This is a genomic window from Flavobacterium sp. RSP46 (assembly GCF_003984825.1).
Lineage (GTDB): Bacteria > Bacteroidota > Bacteroidia > Flavobacteriales > Flavobacteriaceae > Flavobacterium.
Map to the genome: position 1 here is coordinate 148,839 of NZ_RYDM01000002.1, position 23,685 is coordinate 172,523.

Below are 23,685 nucleotides of genomic sequence, written 5' to 3' on the forward strand. Positions count from 1 at the left end.
TTTAGTAAATTTAGAAAAACATAAAAGTAGTATTTTTTAGAAAGTTTTCAGGCGTATTTATATAAAAGACTAAAATAGGGGTTAAAATTAATTAAAAATATCAAAAGTTCATACATGGAAATATTTCATATCAGTGCAGAGTGTTATCCTGTTGCAAAAGTAGGAGGTTTAGCTGATGTAGTTGGCGCATTACCAAAATATCAAAACAATGCAGAGCATCGTGTAAGGGTTGTAATACCTTGTTATGATACAAAGTTTAAAAAAGAAAATGAGTTTGAATGTGTTCATTGGAGTTCTGTAAAACTTGGAAATTTTAATTTTCCGTATAGTATTCTAAAAGAAAAAACAGACCAACTAGGATTTGAATTGTATTTGGTTGACATTCCGGATTTATTCAACAGGAAAGACGTGTATGGTTACGAAGATGATATTGAACGTTTTTTGTCTTTCCAGATCGCCACTTTGGATTGGATTACAGGCAGAAGCGAAGTTGCTGATGTCATTAATTGTCACGATCATCATACAGGTATGATTCCATTTATGATGTTGTATTGTCACAAATACGAAAAATTACGAAATATTCCTTCCATGATTACCATTCATAATGGTTTATACCAAGGGCAGTTTGGGTTTAATAAATTATATTATTTACCCGAATTTGATTTGGCTCACGTAAATATTTTAGAATGGGATAATTGCATTAATTCATTGGCAGTAGCCATAAAATGTGCTTGGGCTGTTACCACAGTTTCTCCAAATTATCTAAATGAAATCAACTATTCAGCAAATGGTCTGGAATCACTATTTAATTTGGTTCGGTATAAGTCTAAAGGGATTTTGAACGGAATTGATATTGAAGTTTGGGATCCGGAAAAAGACGCGATGATAGAAAAAAACTATTCGATTAAAAATTTTGAAAAAGGAAAACAGGAAAATAAAGAAAAATTATGCAAACTCTTTAATTTAGATCCAACAAAACCACTTTTTAGTTTTATTGGAAGATTATTAGAAGAAAAAGGAGGGGATTTATTACCACCAGCCGCAGCTCTTGCTTTATCTGAGAATTATCAACAAATTAATATTTTGATTTTAGGATCCGGAAGTACAATTATTGAAAAACAATTGAATACTTTGCTACAAGATTACAAAGGAAATTACAATACGTTTATTGGTTATAATGAAGAATTAGCACACTTGATTTACGCCGGTTCTGATTTTTTATTAATGCCTTCCAGAGTAGAGCCTTGCGGTTTAAACCAAATGTATTCGTTGCGCTACGGAACAATTCCCATTGTGAGACGAACTGGTGGGTTAAGAGACACAGTTGTTGATTTTGGCGATGACGGAAACGGAATTTGCCACGATCAGGCCACAGTTGGTGATGTTTGTTATTCTATTCAAAGAGCCGTCAATTTATATGATGATAAAGAACATCTGAACAAAATTAGAAAAATAGGAATGAACACAGACCATTCATGGGAGCGTGTTTGTCAGGAATATATAGAAATGTACAAACTAATAAGCAACAAGAAATGAAACCCAAAAAGAAAAATGTTATTGCAATTATTTTAGGTGGAGGACAAGGTTCAAGATTGTATCCCTTGACAGAATCACGATCAAAACCAGCTGTACCAATAGGAGGAAAATACCGATTGGTTGATATTCCTATTTCAAATTGTATGAATTCAGATATTTACAGAATGTTTGTATTGACACAATTTAATTCGGCTTCCCTGAATGCACACATAAAAAACACCTATAACTTTAGTATTTTTAGCCATGCCTTTGTTGATATTCTTGCTGCTGAACAAACTCCTGATAATCCAACCTGGTTTCAAGGGACTGCCGATGCCGTAAGACAATGTATGCCTCATTTCTTAAACCATGATTTCGATTATGCGTTGATACTTTCCGGAGATCAGTTGTACCAAATGGATTTCAACGATATGTTAGAAGAACACATTAAGAACGAAGCTGATATCTCTATTGCTACTTTGCCAGTAAATGCTAAAGATGCGCCTGAATTTGGGATATTAAAAACAAACTCCGAAAGCTGTATTGAATCCTTTATCGAAAAACCAGCGAAGGAATTATTACCGGATTGGGAATCGGATGTGAGTGAACAAATGAAAAGTGAAGGAAAAAATTACTTGGCTTCGATGGGAATCTACATTTTTAACAAAAAACTGTTGGTCGATATCATGTCCAATAAAGAAACCAAAGATTTTGGCAAAGAAATTATTCCGCAAGCGGTAGGCCACAGAAAGATTTTAAGTTATCAATATGAAGGATACTGGACGGATATTGGTAATATAGATTCCTTTTTTGAAGCGAATATTGGACTTACGGATGACTTGCCAAAATTTAATTTATTTGATGATACTAATAAAATTTATACCAGACCAAGATTATTGCCGCCATCAAAATTCCAAAAAACAATGGTTGATAAATCATTGATTTCAGAAGGTTGCATTTTGAATGCCAAAGAAATTAATCGTTCTGTAATTGGTATTCGATCCAGAATAGGGGAGGGAACTATCATTCAAAACAGCTACGTAATGGGTAATGATTTCTATCAGAATATTGATGATATGAATGAAGATCTTAAAAGCGACAGACAATTGGTTGGAATTGGGGAAAGATGTTTTATAAGTAATGCTCTCGTGGATAAAAACTGCAGAATTGGTAATGATGTATATATCAATGGTGGAAACCATCTAGAAGATTTTTCTAATGAGTTGTATGCCATAAAAGATGGAATTGTTGTTATCAAAAAAGGAGCAGTTATACCAGATAATTACATTATTAAGTAACCCTAAAAACTGTTTTTCTTACACTAATATTCTGATTTTTACACAAAGCAGAAGCATACAATTGTTATATGAGCAAAGTTATCTCGCATTCCCTTTTTACCGATTTCGATATTGAATTATTCAAATCAGGGAAACATTTTCGTCTGTATGAAAAACTAGGTGCACATCTTCTTTCAGTTGATGGAACAGACGGTGTTTATTTTGCGGTTTGGGCGCCAACAGCTCAGTCTGTTTCTGTAGTTGGGGATTTCAATTTCTGGACACAAGGTAAACATCTGTTGGAAGTTCGCTGGGACTCCTCTGGCATTTGGGAAGGATTTATTCCAAACATCAAAAAAGGGACAACCTATAAATATAAAATACAATCTAATAATGGTGGAATCATAACAGAGAAAGCGGATCCGTTTGCTTTTTATTGTGAAAAACCACCACACACTGCCTCAGTAGTTTGGGATTTAGAGTATCAATGGAAAGACAAAAACTGGATGAAAACGCGTCAGAACCACAATGGTTTAGACAAGCCTTATTCAGTATATGAAGTCCATTTAGGATCCTGGAAACGGCATGCAGAAGATAATCGCTTTCTGACGTATCTAGAATTTGCCGAAGATTTAGTACATTATATAAAAGAAACTGGATTTACGCACGTGGAGTTCATGCCCATCATGGAATATCCATACGATCCGTCTTGGGGCTATCAATTAGTGGGGTATTTTGCACCAACTTCCCGTTTTGGGAATCCGCAGGAATTCATGCATTTAGTAGATAAATTGCACGAAGCAGGAATTGGGGTAATCCTGGATTGGGTACCCTCTCATTTTCCAGATGATGCACATGGTTTAGGATTTTTTGACGGTTCCAATCTTTTTGAACATCCAGATCGTAAAAAAGGCTATCATCCAGATTGGAAAAGTTTAGTTTTCAATTATGGACGAAATGAGGTTCGCTCTTTTTTGATTAGTAATGCGTTATTTTGGTTGCAACATTACCATGCGGATGCTTTGCGGGTAGATGCCGTCGCCTCGATGTTGTATCTGGATTATTCCAGAAAAGAAGGCGAATGGGAACCTAATATTTACGGTGGAAGAGAAAATCTAGATACTATTAGTTTCCTGAAAGAATTTAATGAAGCCGTGTATCTAAATTATGAAGGCGTTCAAACCATAGCTGAGGAAAGTACCTCGTTCCCAATGGTTTCGAGACCAACATCTATCGGAGGTTTGGGTTTTGGAATGAAATGGATGATGGGTTGGATGCACGATACTTTGGAATATTTTCAAAAAGACACGGTGTACAGAAAGTACCATCAAAATGATTTGACTTTCTCAATGACCTATACTTTTTCGGAAAATTTTATGTTGCCGCTTTCGCATGACGAAGTGGTGTACGGAAAAAAATCTATAGCAGGAAGAATGCCGGGAGATGAATGGCAGAAATTTGCGAATTTAAGATTACTTTATGGTTACATGTTTATGCATCCCGGAACTAAATTATTGTTCATGGGAAGTGAATTTGGACAAAGCAACGAATGGAATTTTGAAGGAAGTTTAGATTGGCATTTATTGCAATATCCCTATCATGAAGGCGTAAAAAAATTAATTACAGATTTGAATAAATTGTATAAAACACAACCTGGATTATATGAAAAACAATTCAGTCCGGAAGGTTTTGAATGGATTAATTATTCGGATCATCAAAATGCGGTGATGTCTTTCATTCGAAAAGGAAATGATCTAAAAAACGATATAATTGTAGTGTGTAATTTCACGCAAGTGGTGCGCCCTGATTATCGAATTGGTTTACCTAAAAAAGGAAAATTGACAGAAATTTTTAACAGTGATGCTTCAAATTATGGAGGAAGCGGCGTTTCTAATACTACAAAAATAGCAATTGAGTCATTGCCTTATGATGGAAGAGATTATTCTGCTGAATTGCTATTGCCGCCGTTAAGTGTTATTGTTTTTAAAATCGGATAATTTTTAACAAAACGATTTAGAGGTTAAGAGAACTTCAGATTACAATGAGAATTAGAGATTAAGAGTATTTAAAGCTTAATTATGTAGGTGTAACAACTAATTTAAATTTAGTGTTGATTTATCGTTTTTTTTGATTTTAACTCCTAATCTCTTACCTTCTTTGTTTTAAAAAACACACCTATTTATCTCTAAATTTAACTGTCTAAAAACTATAACGTTTTCGTTAATAAACCCCACACATATAACTGTTTACAAAGTAATTTCGTAAGTTTGAATGCTAGAAAAAGATTAAAATTAATACCATAAAACATGATTACAAATACAGAATTAGAATATAAGGGAGATTTATATCCCACAAAAATAATTTCTTTTGAACAGGAAGTTGATTCAATCTATTTTCATACCGATAATAGTGTCATCTTGAAAGTAACCATATTAAGAGATAGTTTAATCCGATTTAGATTTACAACAAAAGGGTATTTTAGCAATGATTTTTCTTATGCAATTGATAAAAGTCATTCTCATGGTTATAATTTTCTGGAAGTTTCTGAAGCAGAAGAGTATTATCAGATAAAAACCAGTAAAGTACAATGCAGGATTCAAAAAATAGACATGAGAGTATCTATTTATGATCTAGAAGAAAATATTATTTTAGAAGATGAGCTTGGATTTCATTGGGAAGAAAGCTATGAATATGGCGGTAACATTGTCAAAATGAGTAAGGCTTCAAAAGACGGGGAATGTTTTTACGGACTTGGCGACAAAGCAACCCAAATGAATTTGAAGGGAAAAAGACTGGAAAATTTTGCAACAGATCAATATGCTTTTCAAAAAGATCAAGAGCCCTTATACAAAGTTGTTCCATTTTATATTGGATTACGAAACAAGAAATCCTATGGTATTTTCTTTGATAATACCTTTAGAACCTATTTTGATTTTTGTCACGAAAGAAGAAATGTAACCAGTTATTGGGCTGAAGGTGGAGAAATGAATTATTATTTCATTTACGGACCCCAAATGCAAGATGTGGTTACAACGTATACTGATTTGACCGGTAAGCCAGAATTGCCGCCACTTTGGGCACTTGGATACCACCAATGCAAATGGAGTTATTATCCGGAAAGCAATTTAAAAGAAGTTGCAGCTAAATTTAGAGAGTTGAAAATTCCATGTGACGCACTGTATTTGGATATTGATTATATGGAAGGTTTTCGATGTTTTACTTGGAACAAAGAATATTTTCCGGATCCAAAAAGAATGGTGGCTGAATTAGCCGAAGATGGTTTCAAAACAGTTGTAATTATCGATCCGGGAATAAAAATTGACAAAGAATATTCGGTATATCAAGAAGCTTTAGAAAAAGATTATTTCTGCAAAAGAGCTGACGGTCCATATATGAAAGGAAAAGTATGGCCGGGAGAATGTAATTTTCCGGATTATACAAACCCTGCGGTACGGGAGTGGTGGGCTGGATTGTTCAAAGAATTAATTTCGGAAATTGGAGTAAAAGGAGTGTGGAATGACATGAATGAACCCGCAGTAATGGAGGTTCCTAATAAGACATTTCCAATGGATGTGCGCCATGATTACGACGGAAACCCTTGCAGTCATAGAAAAGCACATAATATTTATGGTACACAAATGGCCAGAGCAACCTATCATGGTGTGAAACGATTTGCATATCCAAAAAGACCCTTTGTAATAACAAGATCAGCATACGCAGGAGCACAACGGTACACGTCTTCTTGGACTGGAGATAATGTAGCCACTTGGGAACATTTATGGATTGCAAATATCCAGGTGCAACGCATGTCTCTATCTGGTATGGGTTTTACAGGATCAGATATTGGTGGATTTGCAGAACAACCATCAGGCGAATTGTATGCCCGTTGGATTCAATTGGGTGTTTTTCATCCTTTTTGCAGAACTCATTCTTCAGGAGATCACGGCGATCAGGAACCATGGGCTTTTGATGAAGAAGTGATCAATATCACTAGAAAGTTCGTGAATTTAAGATACCAATTATTACCTTATTTATATACCATGTTTTGGCAATATATTGAGGAAGGAATTCCTATGTTGAAGCCATTAGTGTATTATGATCAGGAAGATATTCAAACGCATTATAGAAATGACGAATTTGTTTTTGGAAATCAAATTCTTGTTTGTCCTATTTTAGAACCTAATTCAGTAGGAAGGCGCATGTATATTCCTCGTGGACAATGGTATAATTATTGGACCAACGAATTGGTCAATGGCGGAAAAGAAATATGGGTAGGTACTAAGTTTGATGAAATTCCAATTTTTGTAAAAGCAGGAGCAATCATTCCTAAATATCCGGTTCAACAATATGTTGGCGAACTGGAGTTTGATGAGTTAACACTGGATATTTATTATCACGAAGGAAAAGAAAAATCAGTAGTGTATGAAGATGCGCAAGATGGATATGATTATAAAAAAGGACGGTATAGCTTTTTGTCTTTTCAAGCAACCGGAAAAGAGAAGGAACTGATCATTCAGTTGCATAAAGAAGGAAAATACGACACTAATTATTCTAAGTATAAATTAAATTTGATTGGACTTCCTTTTAAAGTCAAAACAATAGAAATTGATAACGTTGAAGTTGTATTTGATAAAATTACTTTGGATAATGAAGGCTATTTGATTGTTGGTAAGGGATTTACAGCTTTGTATATTATTGGAGAATAACAAAAAAATGATACTTTTAAATTTAATTTTATAAATTAAGTTAATTACTTTTCTATGTTTGAAATACCTACGGGTTATCTATAACTATCTTAAATAATGTCAATTAAGTGGGAAGTTTCCATATGAATTTTACAAAGCTTGAACCTATAATTCCTACTCCATCGATACTTAATCTGTTTTTAGCTGATAAATCGCCATATTTTGCTTTTAAGTCCGTTCTGGGTAAAGCATTTAAGGAATACTCAAAAGCAAATTTATCATTAACATCCCATCTAAAAGATAGATTTGTACCAATTGATAAATGAGAAGAAGGTTCGTTAAAACTTATTCCTCCTCCCCATGTACCCCATCTGTTTATTAGAGTGGGTTCTATACTGGGAATAAAGGTAGTTTTGATACTTCTTTGAAAAGCATATAAATATAATGGGAAATGGTACCCTAAGCCTATAAAATATTTATCAAATTGTATTTTATTGAAACTTTCATAACCAACAGATACTTCTACATTTCGATCAACCATCGAAAATTGTAAATTATAATTTATGGCTGATTTATCATTAGTTGGATCACTCCCAATAATTGCATTTCTTAAATCTAATCCTCCTGAAAAAGAGATATAGTTATCTTTTTCGGTTTGAGAATATGAATTACACGTTGCTAGTATTACTGCTAATATTATTACTGTTTTGCTCAATTTATTTTTTTTCATTCATTCATTTTATTCACATAATCTAATGCCTCTTTTAATTTCTTCATCACTCATTTCAGTAATTATTATTACTTTTTTTAGATCTTCAATAGTGTACATTTTCCAGTTTTTTGTTGTGTTTAGCTTAAAATTTTAACTTAAAAAATTGTAATTTCTATAAAATTAAATTATTAAATTTTTTCTTTTTTACTCTGGGTAATAAGTGTTTTGTTTTGTGTTGTAAGTGAAAAAAAATTATGACTGATTTTATTATTTGTAATGAATAGAGCGTTGAATGAAAGTGTATTGTTCTTCAGAATTATTTTAATAATTACGTATTTTAAATGTAGAAATATTTCCAAAAAAAATAATCCGCAACACAAAATAGTTGTGAAATTAATGAAATAATTAAAATGTTTTTCCAGTAATTATTCGGTCGAATTTTAAATAGAAGAAATTATTTTGAAATTTTTGGGACATGAATTTTGTCGAAATATGAATTGTAACAGCTAGGATAGTCTGGATTTAATTGTGATTTCACATATTTCTCAAAAATAATCACTTATTACTTGGTAGTGTGTTTTTTACTTTTTTTAATATAAAATTTGAGTTAAATTTTAACGTAGTAAATGATGAAAAAAAAATTACTAGTACTGTTGTTTGGTTTTGGAACAGCAACGTATGCACAGGTTGGAGTAGGAACACTTGCTCCTAACGCATCTACAATGCTAGATGTGGTTGCAAATAATAAAGGAGTTATGATTTCTAGAGTCCCTTTGAAGGGAACCAATGATAGTACAACTATTTCAAATGGTAATGTAGAAAGTTTATTGGTTTACAATACACAGCTAATTGCTGATGTTAAGCCTGGTTATTATTATTGGCTTAATAATAAATGGAATAGAATAGTGAATACTGATGATGTAACAAAGGCATTGTCAATTTCTTCAATTGTGACAAAAACTAGTAGTTACGATGCTTTAACTACTGACGAGACCATCTTAGTAGATGCAACTTCCAATGCAGTGACGGTAACCTTGCCTTCAGCGGTATTGTCATTAGGAAAAAAATTTAACATTAAAAAAATTGATACTTCTAATAATAATGTGATCATAAAATCAGCTGCTGGAGCAATCGATACGATGACCTCCATTTCAGGAGGATTATGGTTGCAAACTTGGGTACTTCAATCGGATGGTACAAATTGGTTTGTGATAAGCAGTAACTAAGTTTTTTTTTACGTTTTGTAAGATACCTTTCTCTCTTATAATACCATAAAAGAAAAGTAGTGTTTAGAAAAAAAGAAGTTTCCTTTTTTAATAAAAAACAGAAAAATGAAAAAAAATATTTTAATAGCATTGCTATTTTTGAGTTGTTTTATGGCAAAAGCACAAATAGGTATTGGTACACCAATGCCTGATCCTTCAGCAGTACTGGAATTAAAAAGTACTACTAGAGGTTTTTTGCCCCCTAGTTTAACGACCGTTCAACGTGATGCGATTATATCTCCAAAGGTAGGTTTAATGATTTATAATACCAGTAGAAGATGTTTAGAATGGTACAATGGTACTTTTTGGTATAACGGCTGTGGTATCGATAGCTCTTCGGGAGGAAGTGCTGTTATCTCGGGGTATAGTAGTGTTACTGCATCATCAGGGACTTTAACTGTTGGAAATTCTGCATCAGGGGTTACTCAAACCATAACGGCTTTAGTGGGTAAGGTTGGTAGTTATGATATTTCGGTAACTGTCAATGGCGTAACATTTACAGCTTCTGGTATTTTTACCGGAACAGGACCCCAGAACATTGTGCTTACCGCTTCAGGTACTCCCTTAAAAGGAGAAACCTCAAATTTTGTTTTAAACACTACCCCCAGCATTAGTTTTCCTAGAACAATTGTAGCAGTAGGTGTTGAAGGGTCTTCAAATGGTACTGCTGTAGTTTCGGGGTATAACCCTTCTACGACATCAACAGGTACTTTAACCGCTGGTACTCCTGCATCAGGGGTAACCCAAACGATAACGGCTACTGTAGGCAGTATTGGTACTTATAATATTTTGACTATAGCCAATGGTGTAACGTATACCGGTTCCGGAACTTTTACAGGAACAGGACAACAGAATATTGTACTTACGGCTACAGGAATACCTTTAAAAGTACAGACCTCAAATTTTGTTTTAAATACAACCCCTAGCATTAGTTTTCCCCGTACAACTGTAGCTGCAATCGTTGGTACTAGTGTATCTTCAGGTGGTAGTGCTATTGTTTCGGCATACACGGGTGCTACGGCATCTACAGGAACTTTAACTGCTGGTACACCTGCAACTGGAGTAACCCAAACCATAACGGCTACAGTAGGCAGTGTAGGTACTTATAGTATTACAAAAACCATTAATGGTGTAACTTTTACAGGTTCTGGCACTTTTTCAGGAACAGGGCAACAGGATATTGTGCTTACAGCTACAGGTACTCCTGTAGTAGCAGGTGTTTCTAATTTTGTATTAGACACAACTCCTGCAGTTAGTTTTTCTAGAACAATTTTAGATGCTGGTTCAAATGGATCTTCGGGAGGTACAGGTATTGTTTCGGCATACGCGGGTGCTACGGCATCTACAGGAACTTTAACTGCTGGTACACCTGCAACTGGAGTAACCCAAACCATAACGGCTACAGTAGGGAGTGTTGGTACTTATACTATCACGAAAACCATTAATGGTGTAACTTTTACAGGTTCTGGCACTTTTTCAGGAACAGGGCAACAGGATATTGTGCTTACAGCTACAGGTACTCCTGTAGTAGCAGGTGTTTCTAATTTTGTATTAGACACAACTCCATCCGTTAGTTTTTTTAGAACAATTTTAGATGCTGGTTCAAATGGATCTTCGGGAGGTACAGGTATTGTTTCGGCATACACGGGTGCTACGACATCTACAGGTACTTTAATTGCTGGTACTCCTGCGTCTGGGGTAACCCAAACCATAACGGCTACTGTAGGCAGTGTAGGTACTTATAATATCACGAAAACCATTAATGGCATAACGTATTCCGGTTCAGGTACTTTTACAGGAACAGGACAACAGGATATTGTACTTACAGCTACAGGTACTCCTATAGTAGCAGGAACTTCCAATTTTGTATTAGACACAACTCCATCCGTTAGTTTTTCTAGAACAATTTTAGCAGCTGGTTCAAATGGATCTTCAGGAGGTACAGGTATTGTTTCGGGCTATACTGGTGCTACGGCATCTACAGGAACTTTAACTGCTGGTACTGCTGTATCTGGAGTAACCCAAACCATAACGGCTACTGTAGGCAGTGTAGGTACATATAGTATTACAAAAACAATTAATGGCGTAACTTTTACGGGATCTGGCACTTTTTCAGGAACAGGGCAACAGGATATTATACTTACAGCTACGGGTACACCTGTAGTAGCGGGTATTACTAATTTTACATTAGACACAACTCCTGCAGTTAGTTTTTCTAGAACAATTTTAGATGCTGGTTCAAATGGATCTTCGGGAGGTACAGCAGTTGTGACAAGTTATACTAATAAATCATCATCAGGAACTTTAACTGCTGGTACTCCTGCGTCTGGGGTAACCCAAACCATAACAGCTACTATAGGAAGTGTAGGTACGTATAATATTACTACTATTACTAATGGCGTAACTTTTACGGGTTCTGGAACTTTTACCGGAACAGGGCAACAGGATATTGTGCTTACAGCTACAGGTACACCTGTAGCGTCTGGTATTACTAATTTTACATTAGACACAACTCCTACGCTTAGTTTTTCTAGGGTAATTGTCAGTGCAACTTCAGGTGGTACTGCTGTTGTGACAAGTTATAGTAATAAATCATCAGCAGGAACTTTAACTGCGGGTACCACTGTGTCTGGGGTAACCCAAACGATAACGGCTACAGTAGGAGGTGTAGGTACGTATACTATCACTACCATTAGTAATGGCGTAACTTTTACGGGATCTGGCACTTTTTCAGGAACAGGGCAACAAGATATTGTGCTTACCTCTACAGGTACACCTGTAGTTGCAGGAACTTCCAATTTTATATTAGACACAACTCCATCCGTTAGTTTTTCTAGAACAATTTTAGATGCTGGTTCAAATGGATCTTCGGGAGGTACAGCTGTTGTTTCGGCATACACGGGTGCTACGGCATCAACAGGTACTTTAACCGCTGGTACTCCTGCATCTGGGGTGACTCAAACCATAACGGCTACAGTAGGCAGTATAGGTACTTATAATATCACGAAAACCATTAATGGTGTAACTTTTACAGGTTCTGGCACTTTTTCAGGAACAGGGCAACAAGATATTGTGCTTACCGCTACAGGTACACCTGTAGTTGCAGGAACTTCCAATTTTATATTAGACACAACTCCATCCGTTAGTTTTTCTAGAACAATTTTAGATGCTGGTTCAAATGGATCTTCGGGAGGTACAGCAGTTGTGACAAGTTATAGTAATAAATCATCATCAGGTACTTTAACTGCTGGTACTCCTGCGTCTGGGGTAACCCAAACCATAACAGCAACTGTAGGAAGTGTAGGTACGTATAATATCACTACCATTAGTAATGGAGTAACTTTTACAGGTTCTGGCACTTTTTCAGGAACAGGGCAACAAGATATTGTGCTTACCGCTACAGGTACACCTGTAGCGTCGGGTATTACTAATTTTACATTAGACACAACTCCTACACTTAGTTTTCCTAGGATAATTGTCAGTGCAACTTCAGGTGGTACTGCTGTTGTGACAAGTTATAGTAATAAATCATCAGCAGGAACTTTAAATGCTGGTACTGCTGTGTCTGGGGTAACCCAAACGATAACGGCTACTGTAGGAAGTGTTGGTACGTATTCTATTACCGCTATTGCTAATGGGGTAACTTTTACGGGTTCTGGCACTTTTACAGGAACAGGATCACAAGATATCGTGCTTATTGCTACAGGTACTCCTGTAGTAGTTGAGACTTCAAATTTTGTTTTAAACACTACTCCTACACTTAGTTTTACTAGGGTAGTAGGCTCTCCTGTCAGTGCAACTTCGGGAGGTACTGCTGTTGTGACAGGTTATATTAGTACGGCATCTTCAGGAACTTTAACTGCTGGCACCGCTGCATTTTGGGTTTACCAAACGATAACGGCTACAGTAGGCAGCTTAGGTACATATAATATTACCACCATTTCTAATGGTGTAACTTTTAGAGCTTCTGGCACTTTTACAGGAACAGGATCACAGAATATATTGTTTACGGCTACAGGTACTCCTGTAGTAGTAGGGACTTCTAATTTTGCATTAAACACGACTCCATCCATTAGTTTTACTAGGGTAATTGTCAGTGCAACTTCAGGAGGTACTGCTATTGTGACAAGTTATAGTAGTAAATCATCATCAGGTACTTTAAATGCTGGTACTCCTGCAACTGGGGTAACGCAAACGATAACAGCTACAGTAGGCAGTGTTGGTACGTATTCTATTACAGCTATTGCTAATGGGGTAACTTTTACGGGTTCTGGCACTTTTTTCGGAACAGGATTACAGGATATTGTACTTATTGCTACAGGAACTCCTATAGCAGTAGGAACTTTTAATTTCGTTTTAAACACAACTCCTACAGTTAGTTTTCCTAGGGTAATTGTCAGTGCAACTTCAGGAGGTTCTGCTGTTGTGACAAGTTATATTAGTACGGTATCCTCAGGAACTTTAACTGCCGGTACCGCTGTGTCTGGGGTGACCCAAACGATAAGAGCTACTGTAGGCAGTGTTGGTACCTATTCTATTACCGCTATTGCTAATGGTGTAACTTTTACAGGTTCTGGCACTTTTTCAGGAACAGGGCAACAGGATATTATACTTACCGCTACAGGTACTCCTGTAGTAGTTGAGATCTCGAATTTTGCATTAGACACAACTCCTACTGTTAGTTTTCCTAGAACAATTTTAGCGACTGGTTCAAATGCATCTTCAGGAGGTACGGCTGTTGTTTCGGCATACATAGGTACTACAGCATCAACAGGTACTTTAACTGTTGGTATTCCTGTATCTGGTGTAACCCAAACGATAACGGCTACAGTAGATAGTATTGGTACATACACTATCACCACTTTTATTAATGGCGTAGCTTTTACCGGTTCTGGAACTTTTACAGGAACAGGACAACAGGATATCGTGCTTACTGCTGCGGGGACACCTGCGGTAGCAGGCGTTAATAATTTTACATTAGAAACTACACCATCTGCTAATTTTCCTAGAGTTGTTATAGCAGCAGGTCCTGTTGGAGGTTATGCAATATGTGATGGGTCTGCACCTACTACAGTGGTAGATATTCTTTCGAGTACAGGAAAGACCTGGATGGACAGGAATTTAGGTGCCAGTCGGGCTGCAACTTACGAGAAGGATTTTCTGGCTTATGGGTGTTTGTATCAATGGGGTCGAGGTAATGACGGTCATGCGGGTATGAATTGGTCTAATTCTGCAAATGGAAGTCCGCTTCAATCAATAACGCATGATAAATCATTAACTGATAGTCCAGTTAATAAATTATTCATATTGGGTGATAGTTTGAATGGAAACTGGCGTTCAACACCAAACTCCAATTTATGGCAGGGTGTTTCCGGTATCAATAATCCTTGTCCTTCAGGATATAGAATACCCACAGATACTGAATTCACGGCAGAGATAAATGAGTATCATATTTCAGGAAGCTATAGGGCTTATGTTTCAATTCATAAGTTTGTTCTTTCAGGTTATCGGAATTCTAGAGATGGTAGGTTAGACAATAATGCTGGTAATAACGCTGTATATTGGACTAGTAATTCAATTTTTAATTCCGCAAAGATGTTTTATATGGAGTATATGCAGTCTAATGCATATGTTGGGAATAACTTTGATACTTCTTATGGTGCTTCCGTTCGTTGTATCAAAGACTAATTTTTTTAATTTCTTCCTGCCTTTAAGGCAGGAAGTTTTAAATATTTAGTTTTACGGTTTTTAAGTTAAATAATTTTTAAAAAAAAATAAAAAATGATGAAAAATATTTTAATAGCAATGCTATCGCTGAGTTGTTTTATGGCAAAAGCGCAAATAGGTATTGGTACACCTATGCCTGACCCTTCGGCAGTACTGGAATTAAAAAGTACTACCAAAGGTTTTTTGCCCCCTGGTTTAACTACGGTTCAACGTGATGTGATTGCGTCGCCAATGGCGGGTTTAGTGATTTATAATACGACCAAAAATTGTTTAGAGTGGTTTGATGGGACTACCTGGTATAACGGTTGTGGGGTTCAGGAATCCTCGGGAGCTACTGCTGTTGTCACGGCGTATAGCTGTTCTACTAATTCAGTGGGTACCTTAACTGTGGGTACTCCTGTGTCTGGGGTAACCCAAACCATAACGGCAACGGTTGATAGAGTGGGTACCTATAGTATTTCGGCTAGTGCTAATGGGGTGACTTTTACGGGTTCTGGCTCTTTTGCAGGAACTGGATCTCAGGATATTGTACTTACTGCTTCAGGGACTCCCTTAGTAGTTGCCAACTCAAATTTTGTTTTAGATAGAAGTGTATCGTGTAATTTTAGCCGAAATACGCTTTAATGCTACTGGAGCCACAGCTACATTGAAGTAGTTATGTGAGTGGTGCTGATGTGCTTTTTAGCTTCTTTACAAATAATGCAAAGGCTGGAATTTATTACATGCGTTAATTCGGTAATAGTGTTCGTTGTATCAAAGACTAAATTGTTATTTTTTCTTCCTGTCCTTTGAGGCAGGAAGTTTTAAATATTTAGGTTTTACGTTTTTTTAAACCCTAGATTCAAGTTACAAAAACAAAAAAAGGATAAAAAATAACATGACTTTCCGTTCGGACTACCAGTCAATTTTTGCTGCCACAACATGAGGAACTCGATCTGGCGAAGCAATTATCCTGAATTTCTATTTTAATCTTTTAAAAAAAAACGGTAAAAATCAGTGTAATTTTTATCATTTTTTTTTAGAAATACTGCTCTTTTGTAAATTTAGTCCGCTTATCGAACAGTACTAAAAAATATTTTGAAAGCGTTGTTATTTCTCAATTGTTTGAATACTGCATTAGCATTCAAATAAGATATTTCTATAATATTTTATTTACCGTACTAGCTTTATCGACACTTTTAGGAGGTCCAGTTAATGATAATTCAGTGGTTAAGTAATTGTGTTTTGAACTTTATTGTGATGAAGAATTGATATAAGTTGTGTTGCGGAAGTTAATGTGTACAATTTTGAAGCATAATCTAGCTTATTTTTATAAATATAATTTTTATTTTTCTATTCTGTCTATTTTTAAAAACAAGTATTTTTTGTGTTTATATTTTTTACACACCTACTTTTCAGGTATTTAACCGCTAAAATTGTTAAAAATATTTTTAATTATATTGGTTGTAAATAATCGCATATTTGGACTTTTTTTTTGTTAGTGTTAATAATATATGCGAATCAAGGGTTAAAAAAGAAAGAAATATCTGTTTAAAAATCAGATTAATAAGCTGATAATCAGTATATTTATAGTGTATCTAACGCACATTTAAATATATGATTAATCAGCTTAAAGCCCTAAAATTAATAAAAATCTACTCAATAATCTGCGACAGATTTGAAAAAGATTTAAAATATACTTGCGAACGTTTTAGCAACAACGATAAGCAAGATTTAACAGACCAAGAAATTATGACCATTTATCTATTCGCAGTTCAAGAAGAACAACGCTTTAGCATCAAACAAATTCACAAATATGCTTGTGATTATTTGATTGGTTGGTTTCCAAAACTCGGTTCATATACTGCTTTTTCTAATCGGCTTAACCAATTGTCGGAAGCTTTTAGACGTTTTACATCTTCGTTGTTTGAAGATTTTATACCCTCTGACTGTTTTGCTGATCAAAGTTTACTGGATTCAATGCCTATAATCACTTGTTCTGGAAAGCGTAATGCAAAAGTAGCTAAAGAACTGACCGACAAAGGATATTGCTCTACTAAAAGCTTGTATTATTATGGTGTGAAATTACACGCATTGGCTTTTAGACGCTTAGATAAAATCCCTTTTCCTGAGGAAATTCAAATAACTCCTGCCTCAGTAAATGATTTAACTGTATTCAAAGAAGCTTGGTCTGAGAAAACTAACAGGAATTTTTTTGGAGATAAAATATACAATAATCTAGATTTTTTTACTGAATTAGAGCAAAAGAAAAATTCGATTATGATGACTCCAATCAAAGGAATTAAAGGGCAATGTCAAGAAATCAAAAATAGAGATAAAGCTGCAAATGATTTGTTTTCGACAGCAGTATCAAGAGTTAGACAACCTATAGAAGCATTTTTTAGTTGGCTAATTCAAAGAACAGATATTCAAAGAGCTAGTAAAGTGAGGTCTGCCAAAGGACTGTTGATTCATATCTTCGGCAAAATCGCTTCCGCTTTTATAAACTTAACATTTTAACCCTTGATTCGCATAATATAATAGAAGAGAATCTAACTATTAGTTTTAATATGTTGTAGTTTCGCTTTTTTTAATGTCCCTTTTACCTGATTCTAATAGTATGTTGTTATTTTTCTTTTTAGCTTTTTCTTTTTCGGGAATATTATGTGCTTTTATTCTTTTAATTTTAAATAGGGTTGATGTATTTGCAAATCGGTTATTAGCGATGGGTTTGTTTAATATTTCTGTTGTTATTGTTTTGAACGGTTTAACGTATGTTGATGGTTTTTATCTTTCTTACCCACATTTGTATCGATTAGGTGTTTTTTCACAATATTTGCTGGCGCCTTTTTTTTATTTATATGTGCGAGCGACTATTAATAGAGAAGTTCGCTTTCGCAAATGGGACTGGCTTCATTTTATGCCGGCCCTGTTGCATTTTATTGAGTTTATTCCTTTTTATTTTATGCCAACAGATGAAAAAATAGCGTATTTAAAAATTGCTTTTTCTCATGTCGAAATACTTTCTGAGCAAAAAGAAGGTTTATTGCCAGCGAACCTTCATCCCCTTCTTAAAACAGGAACCGGTATTGTGTATGAGTTTTTTCAGGTACGTTTATTGTTTTTTTTCTACAAAAATGACTATAAATGGTCGAAAAAAAATAAAAGAGTTTGGAATTGGCTAATTTGTCTCACTTTTTTCCATAGCTTAACCTATCTTTTTGTTTTTGTTTTGTCTATTTTTCATATTGGAAGCGATATAAGAATATATGCGATTTTAACACTAAGTGTGGTTCAGTTTTTTTGTGTAATTACTTTAGTGTTTAATCCAAGAGTGTTGTATGGTATGAAAGAAACTTTGAATATGAATACAGCTATAGATGCGGACGATCAAACAGAATCAAGTTCAAAAAAATTTATTCTTTCTTCCGATAAAAAGAAGCTGTATAAGGTAGCATTGGAGTCTTTTATTGAGAGTCAAAAACCGTATTTAAAAAAAAATTATTCGATACGAGAATTTGCGATTGATTGTAATATCCCTGTTCATCATTTGTCTATTGTTATTAATGGGGAGTATGGTTGTAACTACACTGATTTTATTAATAGTTACCGTATCAATTATATTATTGTTCATCGGTATGATGAAAACTGGAGTTCCTTTTCATTCGAAGGGCTATCTTCTGAGGCTGGTTTTAATTCACGGAGCTCTTTTCTTAATGCATTTAAGAAAGTAACCGGTCAAACACCTTCGGATTATTTTGCGCAAAAAAAGCATAATAGTATAAAAAGTATTAAACCGATTTCTTTTCTGTAAAAACGGATCATCGATACATCTCCTTTAGCTACGCTGTAGACACAAGTTTAAAATAGAACACAGATAACACAGATTAACGTAGTTTTTTCTTTTTTTCGTAAAAATAAAACCTATCTGGATTCGACTTTACGTGAATTAATTTGTGATAATTTATGAAAGTTGAGTCTGATTTTTTTTTAATATTGGTGTCCAGACGGTAGCTAAAGGAGAAGGGGGTGTAATAAGGCTATCTTATTTATGTCTTTGGTATAACTTCTTGAATTTGAAATTTCTAATACTTTATTTTTTCCTCATAAAAGCAATTTTTAAGTTTAGTATCTTCCTTTGTATTGAATATTTGCATAATGACTAGTGCTGTAATCGTTTAAATTATTTTGACTCGTAAAGCAGACTGAGTAAATTTCCTTTTAGCCTCAGATTTAAAATATTTTCACTGTTTGTTTTCTAATAAACGGTTCTTTTTGCTGTATTCCGGTAAAATCCGTATAATCCTGGACGGAAATAAGCAACTGGTATTAGTAACGGATAGTCATAAAAGATCAGACTCCAAATTCCCGGATCACAATGGGGAAGCATTTTTTATTGTTTCTCAGTTTGGTCAAGAGTATAAATACCGTCCGCAATTAGTGGGACATTCGAAGTTGTCGTTATTGTATATAAGCACAATCTTTTTTAACTAGTATAATTTTTGGACTTCTCTCAAGAGAGGTATAAGTAATTAGAAAGATACAGTGTCGTAATATAAAATACGAGACCAATTAGTAAAAAGAGTTTTTGCCAATAATTTTAAGAATTAAAGAGATTTTTGGGCTAGCTGGCAAATTAATCTGCGGCAAAGAATATATTTAGGGCTCCATTACACTAAGATATTAAATTTTAGCCATTACTGAATTGGCATTAGGGAAAATTTTGGCATATGAAATGGTAACTAGAATGGACCATTTTTTTACATTAGATTCTGAGCTGTTTGTTGTAGAATTAAGTACCACAGTAGCCTAAATTATAATGGATTTTGTTTCAGTGCTTGTGACAGGTGTCCTTCATGCAAGCGATTAATTTTAAAAAATTTGTAAAACGGACTAAATAACCACTCATAATTGCTTCGTTTCGCCAAACAAGGCAGCAAATTCGCATCGTTTGACGAAATGAGGCAACAAATGCAGCAATGTAGTATTGGGGAATATTATTTACGTTTTACTTTTGGATCATATTTATGGCACTCGCAAATGTGTTGTGTTTGTCATTTATACTTTAAAAAGTAACAATTATAATCTGTCAGTTACAATTGTTGCTTTTGAGATTTGGTTTAAAAATGCCTGTTTGGGGTTTTTAAAAGACTAGACTTAATTCTTATACTTTAGACTCGAAATTTGAGGATATTTTTTTTAAAATAAAACTAATTAAAAATAATTACTATGAATGCACATTACAATATCACGATAATTGACGACGACTTTATTGATGTTTTAGCTTTAAAAAAAATAATTTCAGCGTATTGTATCAATATTAATTCAGTCATTCATATAGCCACTATCCAGGAGGCAATTATTGAACTTAACGAGAATAAGCCTGATATCGTTTTTATGGATGTTATATTTAAAGATTCAATTATTTTTGATTTTTTAGATGAGTTTAGTTTAGAGGATGTTCCGGTAGTGTTTATTTCTTCAGAAAAAGCGTATGCGGTAAATGCTTTCGAAAATAATGCTGTTGATTTTATTCTAAAACCATTTAAAGTAGAGAATGTAATTTTGGCAATCAATAAAGCAGTAAAGAGAATCAAGATGAATAACTTGTATTTGCAAGCTGATTTTTCTGTAGAAAATAGAAATACTCATAATGATTATTTAGCTATTTCATCTTTAAATAAAATTGATTTTATAAAAAAAGAGGATGTTATGTTTTGTATGGCTGATGGTAAGTACACTACTTTTTTCTTATTAGGGGGTAAAAAAATTGTATCAAGTAAAAATTTAGGAGAGTATGAGAAAGTCTTGGATAGTTCCTATTTCTATAGGATTCATCACGGATATATTATAAATATCAGATTTTTAATAAGTATTATCAAAAAAGACGGTGTTTATTGTGAACTAGCGAATAAAATTACCATACCAGTTTCCAAAAGGAGACAGGAAAGCTTTAACAAATTCATTAAGCTTAAAAACTAAATGAATATAGTAGTATTGAGGTCGGTATTTAAGCACATATCATTTCTTGATGAGTAATATTCTCTGATTTCACCATTCTTTTGATTAAATTGTTAAAGATTGTGTCTTTGTTTTGAGAACGATTAATTAGGTAACAAAATTCAGCAAAATATCTGTTAATATTATTCTCACTTACCCAAGAATAAGTTGTTCTTATCCAAGATTTCACTGGATGAATCATAATATGTAATGCTTTAAAATTAGACCCTTTATCACTTAATATTTGTGTTAGGTCATAATCCTTAGCAATAGGATTGTATCCTTTCCATTTGTCGGTCGTTATTCTTGCGTGTAAATCTATATGTTTTTCGAACATTTTTCTTAAAGATTTAGCGGAGTAATCGAGGATTTGAAAGGTATAAAAACGTTTTGCTTTTCCGTTATCTGTAAGTTCCAAAGCACATATGGCTTTTTTCTTTGTACTGTCATAACTTCGTCCGTGTTTACCTTCTTCATAGCCACCTACGACATATTCATCAACATTAATTACGCCAGTCATAGGGAAATTTCCACTTGATTTCATAGCCTCACGCACTTTATGCATAAATAACCTAGCGGTTCTTTGGTGAACGCCAAAACGAACTGCAGTTTGAGAAGCGGAAAGACTTTTTGTACTAGTTGACATTTCAAAACAAATAAAAAATGCTTTTTTCAAACCAAATTTTACTTTGTGGAATAAAGCGTTAGCCATTGCCGATTCAGTATCGCTACAAATATTACAAGTTCTCGCAAAATCTTTGCGGACTTGACTTTTTGTATAACCACACTTACTACAAACACAGTGCTCTGACCATTTTATTTCTGAAAGATATTCTCTACAATCTTGGTCTGTTTTGAATCGTTCAGCAAACTCTATGAGATTTTGTCCTTTAAAAATTTCCATTTTTTATATGTTTTACTAGACTTTAAAGGTGTGAATTTAAATGCCGACCTCAATAGTAGTATATTTTAGCCATGTGATTTCTGGAGGGGTTAACTTTAAATTTTCAATATAAATATAGAGCGATCATATGAATAGCCTATTTAATAAAAGATTGTGGATGTAGTTGCGGGAGAGTTCTTTACTTTCATATTTGGGCAATTATACTCCTTTTATTTACACTTGTTACTTTTAGATAGGAGTTATTATTGAAAATAGTAATATTTGAAAAAAATAGTTGTCATGCCACCTTTTTATCCATTTGAGTTTGGAACGTGTGTACAAAAGTTTTTTGTTTTTTGAAAAATGTCTGAGAGTACTTTTCGTTAAAGTTTTTTTTTATCAAGTTACAGGGGTAGTAGGTACTTCAATTTTTTTGGTTTGTTTACTTGAAAAAATGCAACATTTTTTTCTATCCTGTACGATGTTATTTTTTTGATAAACAAGCTTGGATTAAGTAGTATTTCAATTTAAGTATTTTAAATATTTTAGCAATGAAGAAGATAATTAAATATGTTATTAGTGCGGATGGAATTCCGATTTTGTTTAGTTGTGATATATTACATGCTGATGTGTTGCAAAGCAGTTCTATATCCGCAGGTTTTTTGATTCTGAGGTATGATGTTGCAAAGGCTGCTTTTTTAGTAAAATGTTTTGGAGAAAGTAGCTCTTTAAAAGTGAAATCAAAACTTGAAGTTGATGAAAAAATAATCGAAGATTTTTTTAATTTTTAGTTTAGGATTAGAAAAAAACGTATTTAGATTATTGGGATATTTAGCGCATTTAATGCAGCAGTAATTGATGGAATTTAGGGGTAACTAGCTCAGATGGTTTAAGGAAATGAATAGAAGAGGGCATTAAGTAATCAGCATTTTTTTAGGTTTTCGGATCACGTTCTAAAATTAATAATTGTTTACGATAGGCCAGGAAATAATGGTTTGCTAAGAAGCAAAAAAAATAAGTATGTGTGAAAAATAAACTCCTGATTTATGACTTTTCAAACGGTTGTAAATTCATTATTAAAAAAAATGAATTTGATTTCAAGAGCTTTTTTGAATACATAAGGGAGGAAGTTATTGATTATAATGATTTTGTTGCAGTGATTTTTATTGTCAACTATAGACTGTAGAACTTTTGGATATGATGCGGATTTATAAATAGGAGTGCTGATTTTTTTAAGGACTCGGATAATGCAAATCAGTAATGCTTTAGAAGAGTTAGAGGATACTATTTTTCTTGATTTACAACTAAGTCGTCAGGAAATGATAGATTATATAAAGTTTAATTTGAGGCTTTCCGGGGCTTCTAAGGTAGGTTAAACAACAAGATAAAAACACATTGTAATCCCTCTATTTATTGAGTTGTAAAGAGTTTTTTTATGTACAATTCTTATTTTAATTTGTTGGACTACCAATGTTGTTCGTTAATTAGTCCAATTGGGAGTTCAAGCGCAATGTTAGTAAGGTAAGGTTTATTTTGTCATTGTGAGGAAAGAAGTAATTACATCTGTTGCTCTAGTTAGGAGTTTTCATTTAAATGTCAGTTCGAGTGATTTTATAAATTATCGATAGCAGTTTATAAAATT

The 23,685-nt window shown here is 34.1% G+C and carries 13 protein-coding genes; 11 read left to right on the forward strand and 2 right to left on the reverse strand.

Annotation, left to right across the window (positions count from 1 at the left end):
* Positions 1 to 114: 114 nt before the first annotated feature.
* From EKM01_RS04975 to EKM01_RS04990, 4 genes are all read left to right on the forward strand, one after another.
* Entirely contained in the window at positions 115 to 1,536 is a 1,422-nt protein-coding gene (locus EKM01_RS04975; RefSeq protein ID WP_126767168.1) for a glycogen synthase, read from the forward strand.
* Positions 1,533 to 2,813 carry a glucose-1-phosphate adenylyltransferase gene (locus EKM01_RS04980; RefSeq protein ID WP_126451441.1) on the forward strand — a complete coding sequence of 427 codons (1,281 nt, stop codon included), beginning with the start codon at positions 1,533 to 1,535 and terminating at the stop codon, positions 2,811 to 2,813. Before EKM01_RS04975 ends, EKM01_RS04980 begins: the two co-directional genes overlap by 4 nt.
* A 68-nt stretch (positions 2,814 to 2,881) precedes the next feature.
* Positions 2,882 to 4,789 (forward strand): 1,4-alpha-glucan branching protein GlgB, encoded by a 1,908-nt coding sequence (glgB, locus tag EKM01_RS04985; protein WP_126459777.1) that lies wholly within the window; start codon positions 2,882 to 2,884, stop codon positions 4,787 to 4,789.
* A 309-nt stretch (positions 4,790 to 5,098) separates the two neighbouring features.
* A complete protein-coding gene (locus EKM01_RS04990) occupies positions 5,099 to 7,498 on the forward strand; it encodes a glycoside hydrolase family 31 protein (protein ID WP_126767173.1) in 2,400 nt (799 codons plus the stop codon).
* 103 nt (positions 7,499 to 7,601) lie between these two features.
* On the opposite strand, the gene EKM01_RS04995 is transcribed toward EKM01_RS04990, so the two are convergent.
* A complete protein-coding gene (locus EKM01_RS04995) occupies positions 7,602 to 8,192 on the reverse strand; it encodes a hypothetical protein (protein WP_126556348.1) in 591 nt (196 codons plus the stop codon).
* Between the two features lie 623 nt (positions 8,193 to 8,815).
* Here EKM01_RS04995 and EKM01_RS05000 point away from each other — a divergent pair.
* From EKM01_RS05000 to EKM01_RS05025, 6 genes are all read left to right on the forward strand, one after another.
* Positions 8,816 to 9,415: a hypothetical protein gene (locus tag EKM01_RS05000; protein WP_126556351.1), complete on the forward strand. Its 600-nt coding sequence runs from the start codon at positions 8,816 to 8,818 to the stop codon at positions 9,413 to 9,415.
* A 105-nt stretch (positions 9,416 to 9,520) separates the two neighbouring features.
* Positions 9,521 to 15,142 (forward strand): FISUMP domain-containing protein, encoded by a 5,622-nt coding sequence (locus EKM01_RS05005; RefSeq protein WP_126767176.1) that lies wholly within the window; start codon positions 9,521 to 9,523, stop codon positions 15,140 to 15,142.
* Positions 15,143 to 15,235: 93 nt separating this feature from the next.
* Positions 15,236 to 15,805, forward strand: coding sequence for a hypothetical protein (locus EKM01_RS05010; protein WP_126767182.1), 570 nt, complete (start codon positions 15,236 to 15,238; stop codon positions 15,803 to 15,805).
* Positions 15,806 to 16,777: 972 nt separating this feature from the next.
* Positions 16,778 to 17,680: a transposase gene (locus tag EKM01_RS05015; protein ID WP_126767184.1), complete on the forward strand. Its 903-nt coding sequence runs from the start codon at positions 16,778 to 16,780 to the stop codon at positions 17,678 to 17,680.
* Positions 17,681 to 17,780: 100 nt separating this feature from the next.
* Positions 17,781 to 18,974, forward strand: coding sequence for an AraC family transcriptional regulator (locus EKM01_RS05020; RefSeq protein ID WP_126553177.1), 1,194 nt, complete (start codon positions 17,781 to 17,783; stop codon positions 18,972 to 18,974).
* A gap of 1,415 nt (positions 18,975 to 20,389) precedes the next feature.
* The gene (locus EKM01_RS05025) at positions 20,390 to 21,142 is read left to right on the forward strand and encodes a LytTR family DNA-binding domain-containing protein (protein WP_126553179.1); all 753 of its coding nucleotides are present in this window, start codon (positions 20,390 to 20,392) and stop codon (positions 21,140 to 21,142) included.
* A 28-nt stretch (positions 21,143 to 21,170) separates the two neighbouring features.
* Here the strand turns inward: EKM01_RS05025 and EKM01_RS05030 are convergent, their stop codons facing one another.
* Entirely contained in the window at positions 21,171 to 22,064 is an 894-nt protein-coding gene (locus EKM01_RS05030; protein ID WP_126553181.1) for an IS1595 family transposase, read from the reverse strand.
* Positions 22,065 to 22,594: 530 nt separating this feature from the next.
* On the opposite strand from EKM01_RS05030, the gene EKM01_RS05035 reads away from it, so the two are divergent.
* Complete coding sequence (locus EKM01_RS05035; RefSeq protein WP_126553183.1) at positions 22,595 to 22,834, forward strand: hypothetical protein; 240 nt, start codon at positions 22,595 to 22,597, stop codon at positions 22,832 to 22,834.
* The last annotated feature ends 851 nt before the right edge of the window (positions 22,835 to 23,685 follow it).